We start from the raw sequence: 18,644 nt of genomic DNA, 5'->3' as shown, positions 1-18,644 counted from the left end.
GCGCATTTATACCGGTTACCGTCGATTGCCCCGATGGAGCGAGTGCACTGGCGAGGGAATCGCTTGATCTCTCCCCCGCTCGCTACCCTGCTCCGCCTGGGCGATTTCTGAGAGAATAATCCGCTCTGATAGGGCCAGATGCTCCCGCGTCGCTTCGATCGCACTCCGCTCATCACCGGAGCGGATGTGATCGAGCAAACTCCGGTGTTCGCTCGCAATGACGATCGGTGAATCATAGGAAGGGCGGAGCTGGCTGAGCGCCAAACGAGTTTCCGTTGCGATGCTCTGGTAGATCCTGCTCAGTCGTGGACTATCCACTGCGTCAACGATCGACTTATGAAAATCGAAGTCCACTCGCACGACATCGGACCACTGAGCACGCTCGTCCATGGCTTCCAGCTCGAGAAGCAACCGTTCGGGCACTTCAGAAGAGCGACCCAGGCGGACAAACCTGCGCGCCGCCTCTTCCTCCACCACACGGCGCACTCCAAAAATGTCCCGGACATCTTCAGCGCCGAGCCGTGGCACGAAGACGCTCTTATTCGGCTCTCTGCGAAGTAACCCTTCGAACGTAAGCACCTGAAGAGCTGACCGCACCGAGGGGCGAGGAACCCCAAACTGCTCCGTAACAGAACCCTCGGTCAGGGCGTTACCCGGCACGATAGCGCCGGACAGAATCTGGTTTCTAAGCTGTTCGGCTACTGCATCAACGACCGAAACCGTGGTGAGTTGAACTGGCATGGTTGACCTTCCTCGTCGAGGTTGTCTAACTGTATACCAGTCTGCCCGTGGTGGTCAACCGTCGCTGCACCAGTATCCAGCAGTCGGGTTTGACATACTGTATAACCATCTATCAGTCATACACGTGACGAGCGATGCCCCCAGCCCACCCCGCCTGAACAACCAGAAGGACACTCATGACCGACAGTCTCGCGACCAGCCTCAGTGCATCAGACATCAAATGGCCTCCCTCTGTCAGGGTACCGATCGAGCGGATCCTAGAGGGCCAACCGAGTGCCAGCACACTGGTCGTGGGCGAATCGCCCACTGCACAGTTCGGACTCTGGCGGGTGACCCCCGGGGCCTTCAGCACCGATCACTCCGACTACGTCGAGTACATCCACATCACAGAAGGAAGTGGTCGCCTCATCAGTCAGTCAGGCGCGATTACGGAGTTGAGCCCGGGGGTCACCGTGATGCTGGCGGAGGGCTGGAAGGGCCAATGGGTCATCGAGAAAACACTGACCAAAGTCTTCACGATCCTGCGCAACTGACCCAGGGAGCGGGTTTGGCGCCACCCCGCAATCCGCACTTGGCATGACTGCATACATGTATTACAGTTATGCCATCCCCACCGACCTGATCAGATCAAGGACGATCCTGAACTCGAGATCAGCGCTCGCTGAGGATCCGGACAATCGACGAATCTCACGTCCAACTCGATCAGCTCGCGTACAGCGAAGTACGGCTGTACCCCGCGTGCGTCACCCACCTCAGTACAGCTCGTTCCGCGACGACGGACGCACCTTCACGTGGCATGCAAAGCGCGCTGAACCATCCCCACAACACAAGGAGAAAATTATGGGCAAGAAGTACAAGATCCTTAGCTTCGACATTGTCGGAACGCTCGTAGATTTCGAGACCGGACTCCTCGATGCGCTCCGCGCCTCTATCGACTTCGAGAAGCACGGCCTGACCGATGACCAGGTACTTCAAGCATTCGGCCAGAGCGAAGAGCTCGTACAGCATGACCAGAACCCGGGCATCCCTTGGGGTGAAATCCTCGGCACTGCCTACCTTGACTTCGCACCAAAACTGGGATTGCCGGCCGACGAGAGGATCGCAGCCTCCCTCAAGGCATCGATCCCCAATTGGCCCGCGTTCCCCGACTCCATCGAAGCACTCAAGAGACTCGGCAGCGGGCGACGCCTTGTCGGACTCACGAATGGCGGACGCTTCGCAGCACAGCACATGGCCGCGACACTTGACTACCCCTTCGACGACATCGTCACGGTGGAAGACATCCGCGCCAACAAGCCCGACCCTCAGGTCTTCGCATTCATGCTCGGCAAGCAAAGCACCCTTGGCTACGACCTACCCGACTACCTGCACGTGGCCCAGAGCCAGTTCCACGACATCGGAGTTGCCAAAAAGCTCGGGTTCACCACGGCATGGATCGACCGCCGCAACGTTGGCGAGATCGGGTTCGGTGGTACCCCGAACCCCGGCGTCATCACCGAGCCAACATTCCACTTCCACACGCTCTCAGAACTCGCCGACTACCTCGACGAGCACGACAGCTGACTCCCCGCCGGCCACTCGGGGTCTCCTACAGACCATGACCAACACGGAGACCCCGGTTAGCCGCCAGCAGAGACGCGGATCAATGAGGATTCGCTCAAACTCGACCATTGGATCGCTATGACCACCACACTCGAACCCGACATCAAACTCGATGACACAGCTGAGGACCATCGCCGTATTCGACGCTTCGAGCGAAGGGTAGGAATTACCGCGTCTGGCGGGAAGTTCTGCGACGGCTGGATCTTGGCTGTAATAGGCGTCGTTTTACCGGCCGCGACAACGAGCCTCGATATCTCGCTCGTTGGTCAAGGACTTCTTGGAGCCGCTTCTTTGCTCGGCATTTTCTTCGGTGGACTACTGTTCGGCTGGGTCACCGACCGAATCGGTCGAAAGAAGATGTTCCAGTTTACACTGACCGCGTTCCTCGTATGCTCGATCCTCCAGCTCTGGGCAGCAGATACCTGGCAACTTTTTGCTCTGCGGCTCATCATGGGCATGGCAGTCGGAGCTGATTACACGATCGCGGGTTCAATGATCGCGGAGTTCGTATCCTCGAAGAAGCGTGGCCCATACCTCGCCGGCATGATCGCCTGGTGGTACGCAGGTTTCTCCCTGGCTGCAACGTTCGGGTACCTCATCTTGGCTGCCTTTCCGGAAGAGCCCGACCTCTGGCGCTGGGTCCTCGCGAGTAGCGCCGTCCCGGCTCTTGCTGTCATCCTCGGCAGAATCGGCATGCCAGAAACGCCAAGGTGGCTCGCCCGCCAGGGACGCCGAGCGGAAGCGATAACGATCGCCAACCGCTATCTCAACCTTGCCAACCGGCAGGACCTCTTCCAGGAAGAGTCCGCCCAGGTTGGATACTCGACCCTCTTCTCGAAGCCGTTCATCCGTCGAACACTGTTCACCAGTATCTTCTGGGCCACCCAGGTCGCCCCATTCTTCGCGATCTTCACCTTCTTGACCCCGGTGCTCGACGGCCTCGGTCTGGGAATCGAGGGTCAGTGGGCGGAGATCGCCTTCTACATGGTCTTGCTCGTTGGGAGCTTCATCGGCGCCGGCATCATCAACAAGGTCGGCCGTCGACAGCTCCTCATCGTTCCCTACTTCTTCCAAGCAGGTGCCATGCTGCTCCTCGGCCTGTGGACGGGAGCGCCCGCCGGCATCCTCGTGGCCTGTTTCATCACATTCGCACTCTTCAGCTCAGCATCGAACGTGCTCCAGATGCTGTACCCGAGCGAAATTTTCCCTACCGCTATCCGTGCGACTGGTATCGGATTCTCCGCCGCGATGAGTCGCATCGGCGCGGCGGGTGGAACATTCTTGCTCCCGCTTGGGCTCGACGCATGGGGCACGGGACCGGTCATGCTCATCAGCGCAGGCATCCTCGTAGTTGGGTTGATCGTATCCATTGCATGGGCCCCCGAGACGACAGACATGGAGCTCTCGGCCTCAACGGCGACAGGAAGCATCCCCGTCGCCGACCTGGCTTCAGCGAACCTCCCAGGAGCTACCCCGCCGCGTCAGTGAGGTTCGTCGGTCAGTAACTGATTTACCGTGAGTGCCACCCGAGTAGGATGCGGGTGGCACTCACACGTCGTATTGCAGAGGAAAATGGTGGCGAACAACGACCCGCGGTATTTGCGATCACGGCTAGAAATGCGTTCGGCTGCGCTCGAAATCGCACGTCGTGACCCAACAGATCTGTCCGTCACTTCAGTCTGCAAGACAAGCGGTGTAGACCGCATGACGTTCTACCGACATTTCGCTTCTCTAGATGCACTGGTCGCAGATGCCATGGGTGATCACGCTGAACGAGCTGCCGCCGCCTGGGAGGCCATCGCCGACGGGTCAGGCGAGCAAGAGAACGAATCTACGCAACTGCTCACGACCTACCTGGATTACATCGAGGAGAACCAGGAGTTGTACCGGTGGGCTCTAAGCGAGGCAGGGAGCATCCGCACACTCCACGAGATTCGGTCTCGATTCGCGCGCGCCATCGAACACGAACTCGAGTTGTTAGCCCCCTCGCTTCCCACGGAGGAGAGGGCCTTACGCGCTTCTTACGCAGCCGGCGGGATGCTCGGTGCCTGCATGCATTGGCTGTCAAGTTCTCCTCGCACCCCAACCTCAGAGCTGGCGACCCGCCTCATTGCGCTTTCACGTCTTTCCTGATCGGCGTCAACGCAACTCGCCTTGGAATCACCGGTGGGGCGGAAGGCCGACCACGCCTCCCGCCCCACCGAGTGCCTACCTTCCCCGACTCACTCCGCTGATCGGCGACCTCGACGGCTCCAAAGGAATGCGCCAGCTCCGGCCGCGATCGCGGCCATGATTACTGAGATTATCCAGCCAATGTCGGCTCCGGTGACGGCGAGACCCGAACCGTTTCCTGCACCGCCCGACTCGTTGCCGGCTGTTCCCGTGGTGGGATTCGGGGTCGGTTGCGGACTGCTCGTCGCCGACGCCACCGGCTGCGTGGCTTCCGACACTGCCGTCGCCGACTGGAATCCGTCCTTAACTCCCGTCACCTGCACCCGAACTCGCGTACCAAGTTCCGAATCGGTGAGCCTATAAGTCGCTTCTGTGGCCCCGGCGATCGGGTGATCGTCGCTCAACCACTGGTAGTTGAAATCGAGATCCGCTGGCGACCAGTCTCCGGGTGTGGCTGCAAGCTCACTGCCCACGAGAAGTTCGCCATCGATCATCGGCACGCCGGCATCGATGCTGGGAAGCACCGGCTCGACGACCACAGATTCAACGTACGGGCGCACCTGGATCACACCACCAGTACCGAGAAGACCGTTCGGGTCGCTCTCGCCCGTGACTGCGTTCCAGAGCGGCGTCCCCACGATGACTTCGATCGTGTTCACCCCGTCGACTGCAAGCTCGCCAACATCCACCACAGGGTTGTGCTGGTCCAGAGGAGGCAGTTCCACCCCGTTGACCTTGACTCGCACTGAGTCAGATACCTCGCCAAGGATGACCTCCGCGCTGTGACCCGAGGCGCCATCGCCGCTGAGCGAGAACGTTCCTGTGTATGTTCCTACTCCAGCGACTCCGGCGAGAGCGGGATCAAGTTCGTGCCATGGCTTCATGGTCTCCCCGACCTCGAATGGTCCGAGATCGCTCCACTCCGAATCAGCGAACAGCGTCGTTGCGCCCTCGGTTACAGAGTTGACCGTCAGCGTCCAATCCGTAATCGATGCGGCAGGCTGGATCCCCGAAACCTCGGTCGTGGCTTCCGAACCGTCACTGAGCTGGGTGAGCTGCGTTCCGTTCTCGAAGGCACGAACCACCAATCCGCCATCGTCGGCGCGGTAATTGCCAGCACCCTGCGAGCCAACGACGTGCACCGACGGGACAACTGCGCCCTGCTGGCTCGCCTGCTCCGGAGTGAGAAGAGCAACAATGCGTGCCTCGTCACCGGCAAAGTCGAGCGAGACATTCACATCCGACCCATCACGCGTGTACTCCAAGATGGGAGTTGCTTCCCCTGTCCAGGGGTCTAGCGCGTACGGAGCACCCTCGCCTCGAAGCGTGAAGGCTGCAGACTTCGCGACGAAGTTTGACTTGTCGATGTTCGGATAGAGCGTCCCCGGGCCAGCGATCTGGTTGTAGTTGTAGAGGTAGTAGTAGTCGCCCGAATCATCCTGGCGGTGCTGCGTCAGGATGCCGTTCGCATCGTGGTTCTGCGCGTCTGGTGCGACGCCCAGAGCCGCGAGTGCCGTGGGCACTTCACCGAGTGTCGAGACACGCGTCACATTTCCCAGGCCGAGCAACTTGCTCGCCGCCGCCGCGACCTGATCATCCGTCGCGCCGGAGATCCGCTCGCCTTCGCCGACGAGGCGAGAAGGAACGTCGCCGACGAAGACAAGACGCACGCCTTGTTCGGCGTAGGTCGCGAGTTGCTCGATAGCGTCCAGGGACATCGCGGCTTCGTTGTTGACGACGACCGCCTTATACGCGGGTCCCTCGGGAGCGATCCGTTCTGAGCCGACGCTTGGCGCTGTAGCTTCGAGCAGCGCTGGCGAGACGAACTCGTACGAGAAGCCGGCGCTGCTCAGCGCACCGCCATCAGGATAGATATGGTGCCCGTCGCCCGCGTCTGCTGGCCCCTTGTCAACGTCGTGTCGGTAAACCGCCAGATCGACCTTGGCAGGCTTCTGCAGCACCCAGTTGTTGCGAGCCACGTAATCCATGTTGAGGCGAAGAGCTGCCGGGTCGGTGACACGATCCCAGTCGTTGGAGATCGAAGTCTGGCCAGTCGGACCAAACGCCGTGTACCCCGGCCATGCGACCTTTGGCCCCGGGAACGTCATCCCCGCCCAGTGCAGATCCCCGTACTGCTCCAAGACACCGTCCATGCTTCCAGGGCCGCTGAAGCCACCCGTGTAGGACGCGCCGTGGTAGCTCGTCAGGTTCACGCCGACCGACCAGGCACGCTTGGTCCACCACATGAGGTCTTCCATCGACTGCCGGTAGTTGTTCGCAGTCGACTCAAGTTCAGCCGAGTAGTACTGCTTCCCGTCGAGGTGCACAGCCGCAGACATCGTCCGGTAACCGTCCAGTGCGTTGTTGGCCCGGGATTCGTTCTCCGGAATTGAGACGGCGCTCGCAGAGACCTCCATCTCGTAGGGCTTGTTGTAGGCAACCTGGTAGACCTGCTCGAAACCATTGCGCTGAGCCATACTCTCCAACGCACCGAGGTGGTTCGTCATATAGAGGTGAGTGAGCGTCGAGTAGTAGTCATCGAGGACTCTCGCCTGCAACTCCGAATCGTCGGCGTCGAATCCCGGAGCGTCCGTGTGCAAGAACGACTCGCGCGTCTCGAGGAACGGCAGGTACGGGTCGATCTTGTAGCCGTGCAATTGCTCGAAGACTGCCGGGAGGTCTGCGGTCCACTCAAGCACGGCGTGATGCTCCATCGAATCTGAGAAGAGCGCACGGATGTGCTGCGCCGAGTCCCCGAGTTTCGGCAGCACAATCTGTTCCCAGTAGTCGGCATTGGCTTGGCCACCTTCGGCACCCAGGTGGTCGACGACATAGAACTCGTCGGTCTTCTGTGCCGTGGGCTGTGCCCAGAACGCGGTGATCTGCCAGGCGTGTGTCTGATCCGGTGGGGTGAACTCCAAGGTCCCGTCGGTGTTGACCACGCTGGTGAGCTCCACTGCCTGACCGACGACGAGCTTTTCATCGACGACGGGGTACGCGAAGACTGACTCGAGCTTTGGGGTGCCTTCCGTCTGCACCTCGCGGCGCTCCGGCAAGGCCCCCGCGAAGGTGGCGCCTGGTTCGAGGAGGGTGGTTCCGTACGTCAGCTCCCGAGCGGCCGCTGGGTCGTCCGCGGATGCGATCGTCGGCACGGAAATCGGCCAGCGCTTGCCGTTGGCGAGGTCGACCTGAAGGCCTCGCGCACCGGCCTCGTCCAGGATGACTTTCATCGCCTCCCACCACTTGTCAGAGCCCCAGGCGTACTCAGCGGTCACGCCCTTTGCATCCCACATTCCGACGACCTGCACGACACCGAAACCCGACTCGGCGAAACCAGCGACCTGCGCGCGAAGCTCATCATGGTCGACGGCTGCGCTCGGCAGCCAGTAGCGGATGACCGGCCGCTGCTCAACTCCTGGATCGGCGAAGGAAGCGAACTCGGCAGCGTGCACGCTCTGGGAGGGGACGACGGGGCTCAGGAGCGTCAAGCCTCCCACCCCCGCGGCTGAGAGTGCTAGACACAAGACGACACCGAGACCCGCGCGGCTTCTCGGGCCGCGCGCGTGGTCACTACCGATAGGGGACATCTCACTCCTTTGTGAATGAACGATCGTGCGCGGCGAGGGCACTTCGTGAGAGTTGGAGAATTCATTGAATCGATTCACCAAACTATTCGGCAAAAGTAACATAGAGACAGCATCCCCGCTACAGCGCCTGACGCAGCCGTCCTGGAGGATCAGAAGGCGATCAACACCTACCTCGGACGTTCGCAGCTGGTGCTTCGTCAGGGTCAGTTGCAGCGCGACTTCGCGGTCCACGCACCCGAGGTCAACCCGATGGGCCAAGGACCACTTGGCACCGGCCCCTCCAGCGCCGGATACAGCTGGGGCTTCCTCGGTGATGTCGACCTTGCAACGCAAACGGTGACCGATGGCATCCTGGCCGCCGACGGTCCGAAGTATCGAGCTCTTGTCCTGAGGGATCAAGAGACGCTGTCGAGATGGCGGCCGCCCCTGTCATACCTCGACGTCCCCGAGCGCTCCCCCATGACGACCCAGCCCGGAGCAACAACCGTTCCTGTTGTTGACCCCGAATCGACCGGCGGCCCTGTCGCCGAGCCCGGGGTGTCGACGCCTGGCGATGACCTTGCAATCACGGGGAGCTCTGTCGCATGGGGCGCGACTCTGGCAGCACTGCTCGCCGTCGCCACCGGCGTGATTCTGTACCAGGCCGGCAAGCGGAGAAGAACGAGCTGACGCACAACACCAAGGCGGGGCGTACTCACGTTGTGAGCCCGCCCCGCCTTTTGGTTCGTGCGATCAGATGAGGACCTGCTGAGGTCGATGAGCAGCGGCGAGTGCTGCGGCCCCCGTCACTCCAGCTTGGTTGTGCAGAGTCGCTGCAACGATGGGCGTGCGGATGCTGAGGAGCGGAAGGAACTGCTCTGAGGCCGCCGATATGCCGCCTCCGACGATGAAGAGATCAGGGTTGATCAACGACTCCAAGGTCGAGTAGTACTTCTGGAGATTCCCAGCCCACTCCTGCCAGGTCAACCCCTCGCGTTCCTTGGCGGAGACGGAGGCTCGCGTCTCCCAATCGATTCCATCGATCTGGATGTGGCCGAGTTCCGAGTTAGGCACCAGGACCCCGTCGTTGATCATCGCGACGCCGATACCCGTGCCGAGGGTGGTCATGAGCACAAGTCCCGGCGCGTTCTTGGCAGCGCCGTACCGCGCCTCGGCGTAGCCCGCCGCATCCGCGTCGTTCATAACGCTGACGTGCTGGCCGAGAAAGTCAGCGAAGAGGGCCCGCGCGTCAAGTCCGATCCAGTCGCGCGAGATGTTGGCCGCGGAGAAGGTCCTCCCTGCTCGGACGACCGCCGGAACGCAGACTCCAACAGGAGTTTCACGCCCATCCGCCGGCCTCAGCTGCTCCACGAGTCGCGCAACGGCGGAGGCGATGCCCTCGGGATAAGCGCCTTCCGGCGTCGGCGTCACGCACGCTTCACCGACGTCGAGACCAGTCTCGAGGTCAACGAGTCCAGCCTTGATCCCGGTCCCGCCGACGTCGACGCCCAGGGCGAGTGACGTCACCGACCCCTCCCTGCAGGCACCGCTTCTGCAGGCTCGGCGCTGCGCGGAGCGGAACTACCCGCCAGTTCGATCTGGGCCAGGAACGCGTTCTTCTCGGATTGCGCCGCGTATCCGGCAACGTCCCGAATGCACTCAGGGCACCAGTGCCCGGCCGTCAGGATCAGACGCGGGCTACCCGTGAACCCGTGTCCGACCGCGCAGACCCACTCGAGCGGCGTTGCGACGTCGCCCACGGTGGGTCGCTCCGAGAGGAGGCTGCCACCGCGGAACTCCGCGACGCCCTGCAGAAGCGCCGCATCCCACTCGTCAACGGGGACGCTCTCGTCGTAGCCGTGATCGAGCTGCGATGGCGCCCGGTCCGGGCGTGGTGGCCAGAACGACTCCCACGTGCCAATGGCATTCCATTCAGCACGAGAGCCGAAGTAGGCGTTGATTGCTTCGGTGTTGCCATCCCGGAGGTACCCCATGGTCCCTCGCGGCTTCCGCGTGAGCGGCTTCATGACCAGGTTCTTCACGATCCAGGACGGGATCTTCCCTGCTGCGCGAAGCCCGGGGTTTGCCGCGATCGCACGTGCGAGAGCAGCGTCCACCGTGTCTTCGCGGAACGGAACAAGCTCCTGCAGGCGGTCGGAGTCGGTGTACCAGTGGCCATGGAAGTTGCGCGTCGCGAACCAGTTGCGGTCGTACCAGGTGCGCACGTCCTTGACGCCGAGTGCACCCGTCATCCGGGTCTGAAGCTGCCAGTTCGTGAGGCGCCACTCCTCACCGCCGCCGATGTTGTAGATGCCGCCCCAAAGCTCTTCAGAAACATCCGCTTCCGAGACGTTTGCCATGAGTCTGGCGGCGTCCTCGACCGACACCCACTCCATGACACCGCCGAGGGTGGAGTGCGTCATGATCGGGTCGCGGATCTCGAGCATGCCCGGGTGGAAGATGCCCGTCTGGCGAAGCCACACCCAGCGGGGCAGGCCCGAATCGACGAGTTCCTTCTCGGCGATGACCTTGCTCTGCCCGTACTCGTCGTACTGGGAGACGCGCAACGGGTCGCCTACCCGACCCCAGTGGTGAGGAGGGTTCCGGTCGCCGGTTTCGGCGACCGTGCCCACCCCAACGACCGCAATCCGTGAAGGATCAGGCTGCGCCTTGACCGCACGAACGATGTTGCGAATGCTGCCAGTGTTCACCTGGTGGGCGAGCTCGGGATGCTCGTCTGCGAAGGGCGACACGACCGCACCGATGTGCAGCACGATGTCGGCTCCGCGGACGCAGCGTTCGACAGCCTCGTAGTCGGTGAGGTCGCCAAACACGACCTCGAGGTTCTCCATGTCCTCGTACCGGCGGATGACGGCGAGGTCCTTGGGTGAAGACAAGACGAGTGCAACGACATCGAAGCGGTCCGCACGGCCCCGGAATTCGTCGAGGACCTTGTGTCCCCAGTTCCCGGCAGCTCCAGTCAGGAAGACCCGCCGTTTCGAGGGACGTTGCGAGGGGGTGGTTGTGATGGTCATGTGTTCTCCGAGTTTGAGTCGTCGGGCCGTCGGGCCAAGTACGTGAGCGCATCCGAGATCACCCCGGTTGCCATGCGCGAGTTCGAGCGAGTGTGGCCGGTCGAGGAAGCCCTGTCGTTGCTACGGATGACGAGGTAGTCGACATCAACAGCGGAACCTCGAAGCTCCTGCCCACCGCGATCAGGCGCCGCGCGTGGCAAGCTCCAGATCAGGCGATCGCTCCGACGCTGGATCCAGTCGGCTCAGCGCCATGAGCTGCACGAGGGTCTCCTGGGGGAACGCTCCCCCAGTGAAGGCGAGGAACTGCTGCATCGGCATGGACTCGACCATCTTGAGGTCGTTGGGGTTCTCCTCGGCGTGCTTCAGCTGCTCCTCGGTCATGCCAGCGCTCAACCCCTCTTGGAGGGCTGGCCCAACGATCGGGTGGCCGAACCAGTCGCCGACCGTCGAATCGAGCGTGAGCGGCCGCACAATGACATCGCCGGCCAAGGCGATCGCCTCCTCCGCCACGATCGTGGAAACATCCACTCCCACCTGTATCGAGTAGTCACCGGCAGCGACCACCCACTGGTGGAGCTCGATGTCCCAGTAGGTGAACGACCGACGATCAAGCGTCAGCTCCACCGTGCGCTCCTCTCCTGGCTCCAACGAGACCTTCGCGAATGCTCGGAGCTCCCGGAGTGGTCGACGCACTGGTCCGGCGTCGGTCGCCACGTAGACCTGCACGACGTGCTTGCCGGCGCTGTCTCCGGTGTTGCCCACAGTCACCTTCACGAGCGCCGTGTCCTTGCCCGTCATCTCAACGCGAAGATCCTTCGTTACGAACGTGGTGTAGCTGAGACCGTGTCCGAAGGGGTAGCGAACCGGTGCCTCTGCGCTCACGTAGTGGCGGTAGCCGACCATGACTCCCTCGCCGTAGCGCACGTGTCCTTGCTCGCCGGGGAAGTTGTTCCAGCTGGGGGTGTCCTGCAGTCGGAGTGGGATGGTCTCGGCCAGGTGTCCAGATGGGTTCACGACGCCGAAGAGCACGTCCGCCAAGGCCGATCCACCCGCCTGTCCGAGCAGCCACCCTTCGAGGATGGCGTCGACGTCGTCGTGCCATCCCTCGAGAGAGACGACACCCCCGTTCGAGAGCACGACAACCGTTCGGCGCGCTGCCGCGGCTACCTCCCGGATGACGGCGATCTGGGCGGCAGGCAGGTCGAGGCTGTCGCGGTCGAAGCCCTCGGATTCCTCCTGGTCTCCGAGCCCGGCGAAGATGATCGCGACATCGGACCTGCCAGCTACGGCGACCGCCTGCGCCCGGAGCGCGTTCGCGTCGTCGTCCCGGAGAGCGAAGCCGTCCGCGTGCTCGACCGTGGCGCCTCGCTCGAGTGCGAGGTCGCGAATGGTCTCGAGCGCCGCATCCGTCCGCGTCGGGTTGATGTGGGAGCTGCCGCCGCCCTGGAACCTGGGTTCAGCGGCGAACGTGCCGATGACGGCAAGACGCGAGACCCGCGCGAGCGGCAGCACAGCGTTGTCGTTCTTGAGCAGGACCACGGAGTCGGCGGCCAGCGTGCGAGCGAGCGCGTGGTGCGCGTCGGCATCGAAGTCGTTGGTCGCTATGTGCGGGAGGTCAGTGAGCGCGAGAACGCGACGCACCGCGGCGTCAACCACGATTTCGGGGAGCGCGCCACTGCGAACCGCGTCGACGATCTGCTGATCAGTCGTGCCTCCGCTCCCCGGCATCTCGAGATCCATGCCCGCGGCTACCCCTGCGACTCGGTCGCTGACGGCGCCCCAATCGGAGACCACAGCCCCCTCGAAGCCCCAGTCCGTGCGGAGCACGTCGGTGAGCAACCACGGGTTGTGGGAGGCATAGACGCCGTTGACTTTGTTGTACGAGCACATGACCGTAGCCGGAGCAGATTCCTTGACGACTCGCTCGAAGGCTGGCAGGTAGATCTCTCGCAGGGTGCGCTCGTCGATGTCTGCGCTGATGCGCATCCGTTCATGCTCCTGATTGTTCGCGGCAAAATGCTTGACCGATGCGCCTGGACCGACCTCCTGCATTGCCGTGACGTGTGCCGCCCCGAGCACCCCCGAGAGCAGCGGGTCCTCTGAGTAGTACTCGAAGTTCCGGCCGCAGAGCGGTGACCGTTTGATGTTGATGCCAGGCCCCAGCACAACCGAGACCCCGAACGCGAGGGCTTCTCTGCCGACCGCGGCACCCAGCTGTGCCGCCACTTCGGGATCCCAGCTGGAACCCACGGCTACGGCGGGCGGGAAGCACGTGGACGGCTCCGCGTCATTGATGCCGAGGTGGTCCGCATCGCCAGCCTGACGACGGATGCCGTGCGGGCCGTCGGTCAGGACTATCGACGGGATGCCGACTTCAGCGATGCTCTTCGTGGTCCAGAAGTCGTGCCCTGACAGCAGCGAAGCTTTCTGCTCGAGGGTCAGGGTCGTGATGTCGATGCTCATGCGGATGCTCCTGTTGATGCTGCCGAGAGAGATTCGGCGATGTCCGCCCGGAATTCTGGGGAGGCGCCTGGGACGAAATCGAGCATGGTTCGGATGCTCATGGCTGCTGCTTCTGGCGCCGTGCCGTCGAGTGGGACTCCGGGGTAGTGCTTCGCGAACGCGTCAGTGAACAGACGCCACGCTTGGGCGTTGTTCGCCACGTCCCGCATATTCGAGTCCAGGTCGAAGGATGTCGGCTTGCTCCCGAAAGCGACCTCGTAGCTCCAACGGTGCTTCCCCGCCTCGACGTGGACGGCGAGCGCGTCCGGATGCAAAGGCAGCACCACTTCTGCGCTGGTGCCTTCCGGCAGCGTCAGCTCGACTTCGGCCTGTCCGCCTTCGGCGCTCCATTTCACGTGCACATCCCCGAACTTCGTCGTGTGCCTGAGTGCTGCGGAAGTGAGACCCCCGCCGGGTAGGGGTGCGATACGCATGGTCCGGTAGCCGGGTTCGATGGCCGTGAGTCCGCCGATCGTGCGGTGCATCCAGTCCACGACCGCTCCGAGGGCGTAGTGGTTCAGCGAGGTCATGCCGGAAGGATTGATGGTGCCGTCTGGGCGGACCGAGTCCCACCGCTCCCAGATGGTGGTGGCTCCCATCGTGACCGGGTAGAGGAACGAAGGACACCCGGTCTCGAGCAGCAGCAGATAGGCCTCGTCCAGGTGGCCGGTCGAGGAGAGGGCATCCGTGACAAGCGGTGTGCCCGCGAACCCCGTCGAGATACGGAAGCCAGCTTGCGCGACGATCGTGGCGAGGCGGTCGCCAGCGTGCTGCTTCTGCTGATCGTCGAGGATGTCAAACGTGATCGCGAGTGCATAGGCGGTCGCGGATTCGCCCACGACGCGCCCGTTCTTGGACACGTACTCGTCAAGAAACGCCGTGCGGACTCGCGCGGCGAGCGCGGAGAACTCGGCTGCGTCCTCCGCACGGTCGAGGACGCGGGCCGTGTCCGCCATCTCACGAGTCGTCCGGCAGAGGTAGGCGGCAGCGACGAGGTGGCGGTCGGTCTTGCCACCCGCCGGGTTGTCGTCGGGGGCGTCCGGGTCGAGCCAATCGCCGTACTGGAAGCCGCTGCTCCACAGACCGTTCTCGTCGAGGAGGCCGGCGACCTGGCGGATGAATGTGGTCATCGAGACGTAGGCGTCTTCGAGGATCTGCGTCTCGCCGTATTCACGGTAGAGGGCCCACGGGAGACTGACGGCGACATCGCTCCAGAGGGCGGTCGGCGAGGAGGGAGTCGACAGCACGTCGGGGACGACCCACGGCACGAAGCCCTTTTCCTGCTGCTCCACAGCGAGGTCGCGCAGCCAGGAGCCGAGCACACCCCGGACGTCGTAGAGGAACGCCGCCGTCGGAGCGAAGGCGTTGATGTCTCCCGTCCAGCCGAGCCGTTCGTCGCGCTGCGGGCAGTCCGTCGGAACGCCGACGAAGTTGTCGCGCATCGACCAGACGGCGTTGGAGTGCAGCTGGTTGAGCAACGGGTTCGAAGTCTCGAGCCAGCCTGTGCGGGTCATGTCGGAGTGCACGACGACCGCTGTGATCGCATCCGCGGTCAGTTCCCCCGGCCATCCCTCGACCTCGACGTAGCGGAAGCCATGGAAGGTGAAGCGGGGCTCCCAGGTCTCCGGTTCGCCCCCGCGCAGGACGTAGCGGTCGGTGCCGGCGGCGGTGCGAAGCGTTTCGAGGTCGATCTCACCGCAGGTCATGACTTCCGCATGGCGAAGCGTGACCGCTGTGCCCGGCGCCCCCTGAACCGTGAGACGGACCCACCCCGAGATGTTCTGGCCGAAGTCCACGACGGTCTTTCCTGCGGGGGTTGTCAGGATCTCGACGGGCGTGAGCTCCTGCGTGCGGCGGATGGGCTCGGCGATTGGCGCGGTCAGCGAGTCGAGGGGCCAATCGAACCGCTCAACCGGCTCCCACCCCTCGGTGTCGAAGCCCGGGCGGTCCCATCCGGTGGGCTCGAGTCTCGCGTCGAAGTGCTCGCCGTCGTAAATGCTGTTCTCGCGCACGCCGCCGGTGCTTGTCAGGAAGCGCTCGTCGCTGCGGATCACCTCGGTCGACCCGTCGGCGTACTCGAGCTCGAGCTGCAGCCAGGCGGCTGGCCGGTCGGCATAGTGGTTGCGCTTGTCCTCCCAGCCCAGGCGACCGAGCGCCCACCCCTCGCCAAGGACTGCCCCCAGCACATTCATGCCGACCGCGATTCGCTCGGTCACGTCGTTGCTGCTGACCACGAGACGGTGCCGGTACGACGTCCAGCCCGGCGCGAGCACCTCATCTCCGACGACGCTCCCGTTGAGGTGCGGTTCGATGAGCCCGACAGCGGTCGTGTGCAGCGTCGCTCTCACGGGTCGACTCGGCGCATCGAACTCACGGCGGAGATAGGCGGCGTGCTCGCCGGTTCCTCCCGTCGACGACTTGGGAGTGATGAAGGCAGCGGACCAGTCGGTGCTCATTGAGAGTGTCTCCTGTATCGGTGAACGTGGATGAAGGAAGTCAGCGGACAGATTTCACGCGGAGCGCAGCGAAGCCGCCGAGCATCGTGAATCCCGCCGCGATCAGGTAGAGAAGCGTGTAGTTCTTGTCGCCGCTGGCGGCCGCGCCAATCGCGAGGAAGGCGGGGGCAATGAGGGGGGCCACGGCCTGCGGGATCGATATGGCGAACCCGAAGATGCCCATGAAGCGGCCCGCGCTCGTGTCGCGTTCCGGCAGAACGTCGAGGAGGAGTGCCTGGTCGACGGCCGAGAACATCCCGATGCCAACGGAGGTGATGAGCGAGCCCGTGTAGAGCATCGGGATATCGCTCGCGAGTGCCATGAGGACGGCGCCGATCGCGAAGAGCGTGGCACCGCCGAGAACGAAGACCCGGCGTCGGCGCAGCCTGTCGGAGAGGAAGCCGCCGCCGATCGCGCCGAGGGTGGTCGCCATGATGCCGAACAGACCCAGCGTCGCGATGATCGGTGCCACTTCGGCGACCTCAACCCCGAGGCGCGAGGCGAAGAAGAACGCGGTGAAGGTCGTGTTGAGCGTCAGGCCGAAGTAGAAGAGGGAGCGCCCGAGCCAGACCCAGGAGAAGTCGGGGTACTTCCGGGGGTTGTAGATGTACTTGCTGAAGAGGACTGGGACAGAGAGGCGCTCATCGAAGACGCGCCCACGGGTGTCCTCTTCCTTGATGAACACGACGAAGAGCGTGACGAAGAACACGCCGACGGCGCCCGGGATGAGGAAGAGCAGAAGAGGGTCACCGGAGACGAACCCGGCGATGACGACGCCGAAGACCGGCGCGATCTGCGTGACGAAGCCGGTGAGACCCGCGACCTTGCCGCGCTGGCTCTCGGGGAGCTTGTCAGCCATCGAGATCTGCAGGTTGCCGAGCACCTGCCCCCAGCCCAGCTGCGCCAGTATCCAGCCGAAACCGAGGACAAAGGGGTTTGGAGCGAGGGCCATGACGACAAGCGAGACGACGCCGAGCAGGGTGCCAGCGATCATGAACGGCCGGCGGCGCCCGAGGCGCGTCCGTGTCCGGTCGCTCAGCACGCCGAGCAGTGGTCCGGTCAGCATCACGACGAGCGCGCCGGAACCGGTGATGAAGCCCAGGTACTCCTCATGCCCCGGAGCCAGCTCTGCGAGGCGAATGGAGAGCGAGATGGCGATCGGAGTGATGAAAGCGATGAAGACGCCGAACTGACCAAGGACCTGCAGCCAGATGTAGAGCGAGCCCACCTCGGCCTGCTGAGGTGGTGTTCGCTCGACGACAAGCTCCTCTGCAAGCGGGTCTAACGAAGCTGGAATTGGTTGTGGCGCGATCGAACCCGGGGCAGGCAGGTCACTGGGGTGTTTCAGCATGGGGACTCCGTTGTCAGGCCACTGGTGAGCGCTAGCGCGAGCTAGTGGCATCAGAATATCTAGTGTAGCTAGCGCGCGCAAGTTCGAGACGAGAAGAGCTCGGCGACATGCAGCTGGGCTCGCCAACTTAGGATTGCTCCGGAGGCGCCATGACCCAGACAGCAGCAAGAAAACGCGTGACTCGAGCGGATATTGCTCGTGAGGTAGGGGTCTCGAGAGCGACGGTCGGTTTCGTGCTCAATGCAACGCCCGGACAGACAATCTCAGAAGCAACCCAGCAGCGGGTCCTTGCTGCCGCGGAACGGATGGGGTACCGACCGCACCTCGCCGCGCAGGCCCTCGCGAGTGGACGCAACCGGATCGTTCTTCTGGTCCTGCCCGACTGGCCGCTCGAATACAGCATGCGTCGCCACATTGATGAGGCCTCGATCGCCCTTGATGAGGCTGGATACTCTCTTGTTACGACAACGCCGCATCAGAATGGCAAGGCCCGCCCACTTTGGGAGACTCTCCAGCCTGACGTCGTCATGGGGATGACGCCGTTCTCGGAAGAGCAGTTCCACCAGATCACCGCAGCGGGCGTGACGGCAGTGATTCCCCATCCAGACACGCAGGCGCAGACTCCCGAGTTCTCCTCAAACTTCAACCATGGGCCACGACTTCAGGTCGAGCATCTGCTTGAGCGAGGTCACCGCCGTCTTGCTTACGCGGCTTCAACTGACCCTCGCCTCGCCGAGCTGGTCGCATCCCGCCACGCACTCGCAGAGTCGACCACTAGAGCCCACGGACATGCCCCGCTCGAAGTGGTCGGGGTTGGCCCAGAAAGTTCCCTCTCCGCAGTCGGCACTTGGCACAGGTCAGGCATCACTGGGATTGTCGCCTACAACGACGACATAGCCGCCCTGATCGTTGGCGCTGCCCTGCGATTAGGGCTGACCATTCCGGATCAGTTCGCAGTGATAGGCCACGACGATTCCCCGATCTCCAAGGTTTTCGTGCCGTCCATCACCACAGTTCACGTTGACGACGAAGGCCTTGGTCGGTACTTCGCCGAACTCGCTCTCAGCGCGGCGGAGCAGACACCGCCGCCAAGCATGGGGGCTACACCACGGGTCTCACTTCGCGTGCGTGAAACGACATGAAGCGAGGATTCTGAGGATCTTGATAGCGCCAACTCGAG

General features: G+C 63.2%; 14 protein-coding genes. 7 read left to right on the top strand and 7 right to left on the bottom strand.

The features are described 5' to 3' along the window. Positions 1-15 precede the first annotated feature (15 nt). Positions 16-741 carry a GntR family transcriptional regulator gene (locus F8O03_RS17745; RefSeq protein WP_151425067.1) on the bottom strand — a complete coding sequence of 242 codons (726 nt, stop codon included), beginning with the start codon at positions 739-741 and terminating at the stop codon, positions 16-18. A gap of 176 nt (positions 742-917) precedes the next feature. On the opposite strand from F8O03_RS17745, the gene F8O03_RS17740 reads away from it, so the two are divergent. From F8O03_RS17740 to F8O03_RS18615, 4 genes are all read left to right on the top strand, one after another. Further along, positions 918-1,274 (top strand): cupin domain-containing protein, encoded by a 357-nt coding sequence (locus F8O03_RS17740; RefSeq protein WP_151425066.1) that lies wholly within the window; start codon positions 918-920, stop codon positions 1,272-1,274. Positions 1,275-1,581: 307 nt separating this feature from the next. Further along, positions 1,582-2,304 (top strand): HAD-IA family hydrolase, encoded by a 723-nt coding sequence (locus F8O03_RS17735; RefSeq protein WP_208851909.1) that lies wholly within the window; start codon positions 1,582-1,584, stop codon positions 2,302-2,304. Between the two features lie 117 nt (positions 2,305-2,421). Further along, positions 2,422-3,831 carry an MFS transporter gene (locus F8O03_RS17730; protein ID WP_151425065.1) on the top strand — a complete coding sequence of 470 codons (1,410 nt, stop codon included), beginning with the start codon at positions 2,422-2,424 and terminating at the stop codon, positions 3,829-3,831. Between the two features lie 84 nt (positions 3,832-3,915). After that, positions 3,916-4,476 (top strand): TetR/AcrR family transcriptional regulator, encoded by a 561-nt coding sequence (locus F8O03_RS18615; RefSeq protein WP_151425064.1) that lies wholly within the window; start codon positions 3,916-3,918, stop codon positions 4,474-4,476. An 89-nt stretch (positions 4,477-4,565) separates the two neighbouring features. Here the strand turns inward: F8O03_RS18615 and F8O03_RS17720 are convergent, their stop codons facing one another. After that, positions 4,566-8,003 (bottom strand): glycosyl hydrolase, encoded by a 3,438-nt coding sequence (locus F8O03_RS17720; RefSeq protein ID WP_167516635.1) that lies wholly within the window; start codon positions 8,001-8,003, stop codon positions 4,566-4,568. A gap of 435 nt (positions 8,004-8,438) precedes the next feature. Between F8O03_RS17720 and F8O03_RS17715 the strand changes: the two genes are divergently transcribed. Continuing rightward, entirely contained in the window at positions 8,439-8,771 is a 333-nt protein-coding gene (locus F8O03_RS17715; protein WP_151425062.1) for a hypothetical protein, read from the top strand. A 63-nt stretch (positions 8,772-8,834) separates the two neighbouring features. Here the strand turns inward: F8O03_RS17715 and ppgK are convergent, their stop codons facing one another. After that, the gene (ppgK, locus tag F8O03_RS17710) at positions 8,835-9,608 is read right to left on the bottom strand and encodes a polyphosphate--glucose phosphotransferase (protein ID WP_151425061.1); all 774 of its coding nucleotides are present in this window, start codon (positions 9,606-9,608) and stop codon (positions 8,835-8,837) included. After that, complete coding sequence (locus tag F8O03_RS17705; RefSeq protein ID WP_151425060.1) at positions 9,605-11,116, bottom strand: NAD-dependent epimerase/dehydratase family protein; 1,512 nt, start codon at positions 11,114-11,116, stop codon at positions 9,605-9,607. The genes ppgK and F8O03_RS17705 overlap by 4 nt, the downstream gene beginning before the upstream one ends. On the opposite strand from F8O03_RS17705, the gene F8O03_RS18170 reads away from it, so the two are divergent. After that, the gene (locus F8O03_RS18170; protein ID WP_167516634.1) at positions 11,117-11,254 is read left to right on the top strand and encodes a hypothetical protein; all 138 of its coding nucleotides are present in this window, start codon (positions 11,117-11,119) and stop codon (positions 11,252-11,254) included. 42 nt (positions 11,255-11,296) lie between these two features. Here the strand turns inward: F8O03_RS18170 and F8O03_RS17700 are convergent, their stop codons facing one another. Genes F8O03_RS17700 through F8O03_RS17690 form a run of 3 tightly spaced genes read right to left on the bottom strand, consistent with a single transcriptional unit; the run spans position 11,297 to position 17,464 of the window. Next, positions 11,297-13,579, bottom strand: a complete 2,283-nt coding sequence (locus F8O03_RS17700) for a glycoside hydrolase family 3 C-terminal domain-containing protein (protein WP_151425059.1) — start codon at positions 13,577-13,579, stop codon at positions 11,297-11,299. Further along, positions 13,576-16,074 (bottom strand): alpha-L-rhamnosidase, encoded by a 2,499-nt coding sequence (locus tag F8O03_RS17695; RefSeq protein WP_151425058.1) that lies wholly within the window; start codon positions 16,072-16,074, stop codon positions 13,576-13,578. The genes F8O03_RS17700 and F8O03_RS17695 overlap by 4 nt, the downstream gene beginning before the upstream one ends. Positions 16,075-16,114: 40 nt before the next feature. After that, positions 16,115-17,464, bottom strand: a complete 1,350-nt coding sequence (locus F8O03_RS17690; protein ID WP_151425057.1) for an MFS transporter — start codon at positions 17,462-17,464, stop codon at positions 16,115-16,117. A gap of 149 nt (positions 17,465-17,613) precedes the next feature. Between F8O03_RS17690 and F8O03_RS17685 the strand changes: the two genes are divergently transcribed. Further along, a complete protein-coding gene (locus tag F8O03_RS17685) occupies positions 17,614-18,606 on the top strand; it encodes a LacI family DNA-binding transcriptional regulator (RefSeq protein WP_151425056.1) in 993 nt (330 codons plus the stop codon). Positions 18,607-18,644: the final 38 nt, after the last annotated feature.

It is taken from the genome of Pseudoclavibacter terrae (assembly GCF_008831075.1).
GTDB classification, from domain to species: Bacteria; Actinomycetota; Actinomycetes; order Actinomycetales; family Microbacteriaceae; genus Pseudoclavibacter; species Pseudoclavibacter terrae.
The sequence above is the reverse complement of the archived record's forward strand: the minus strand, read 5'-3'. Positions and strand labels throughout refer to the sequence as shown.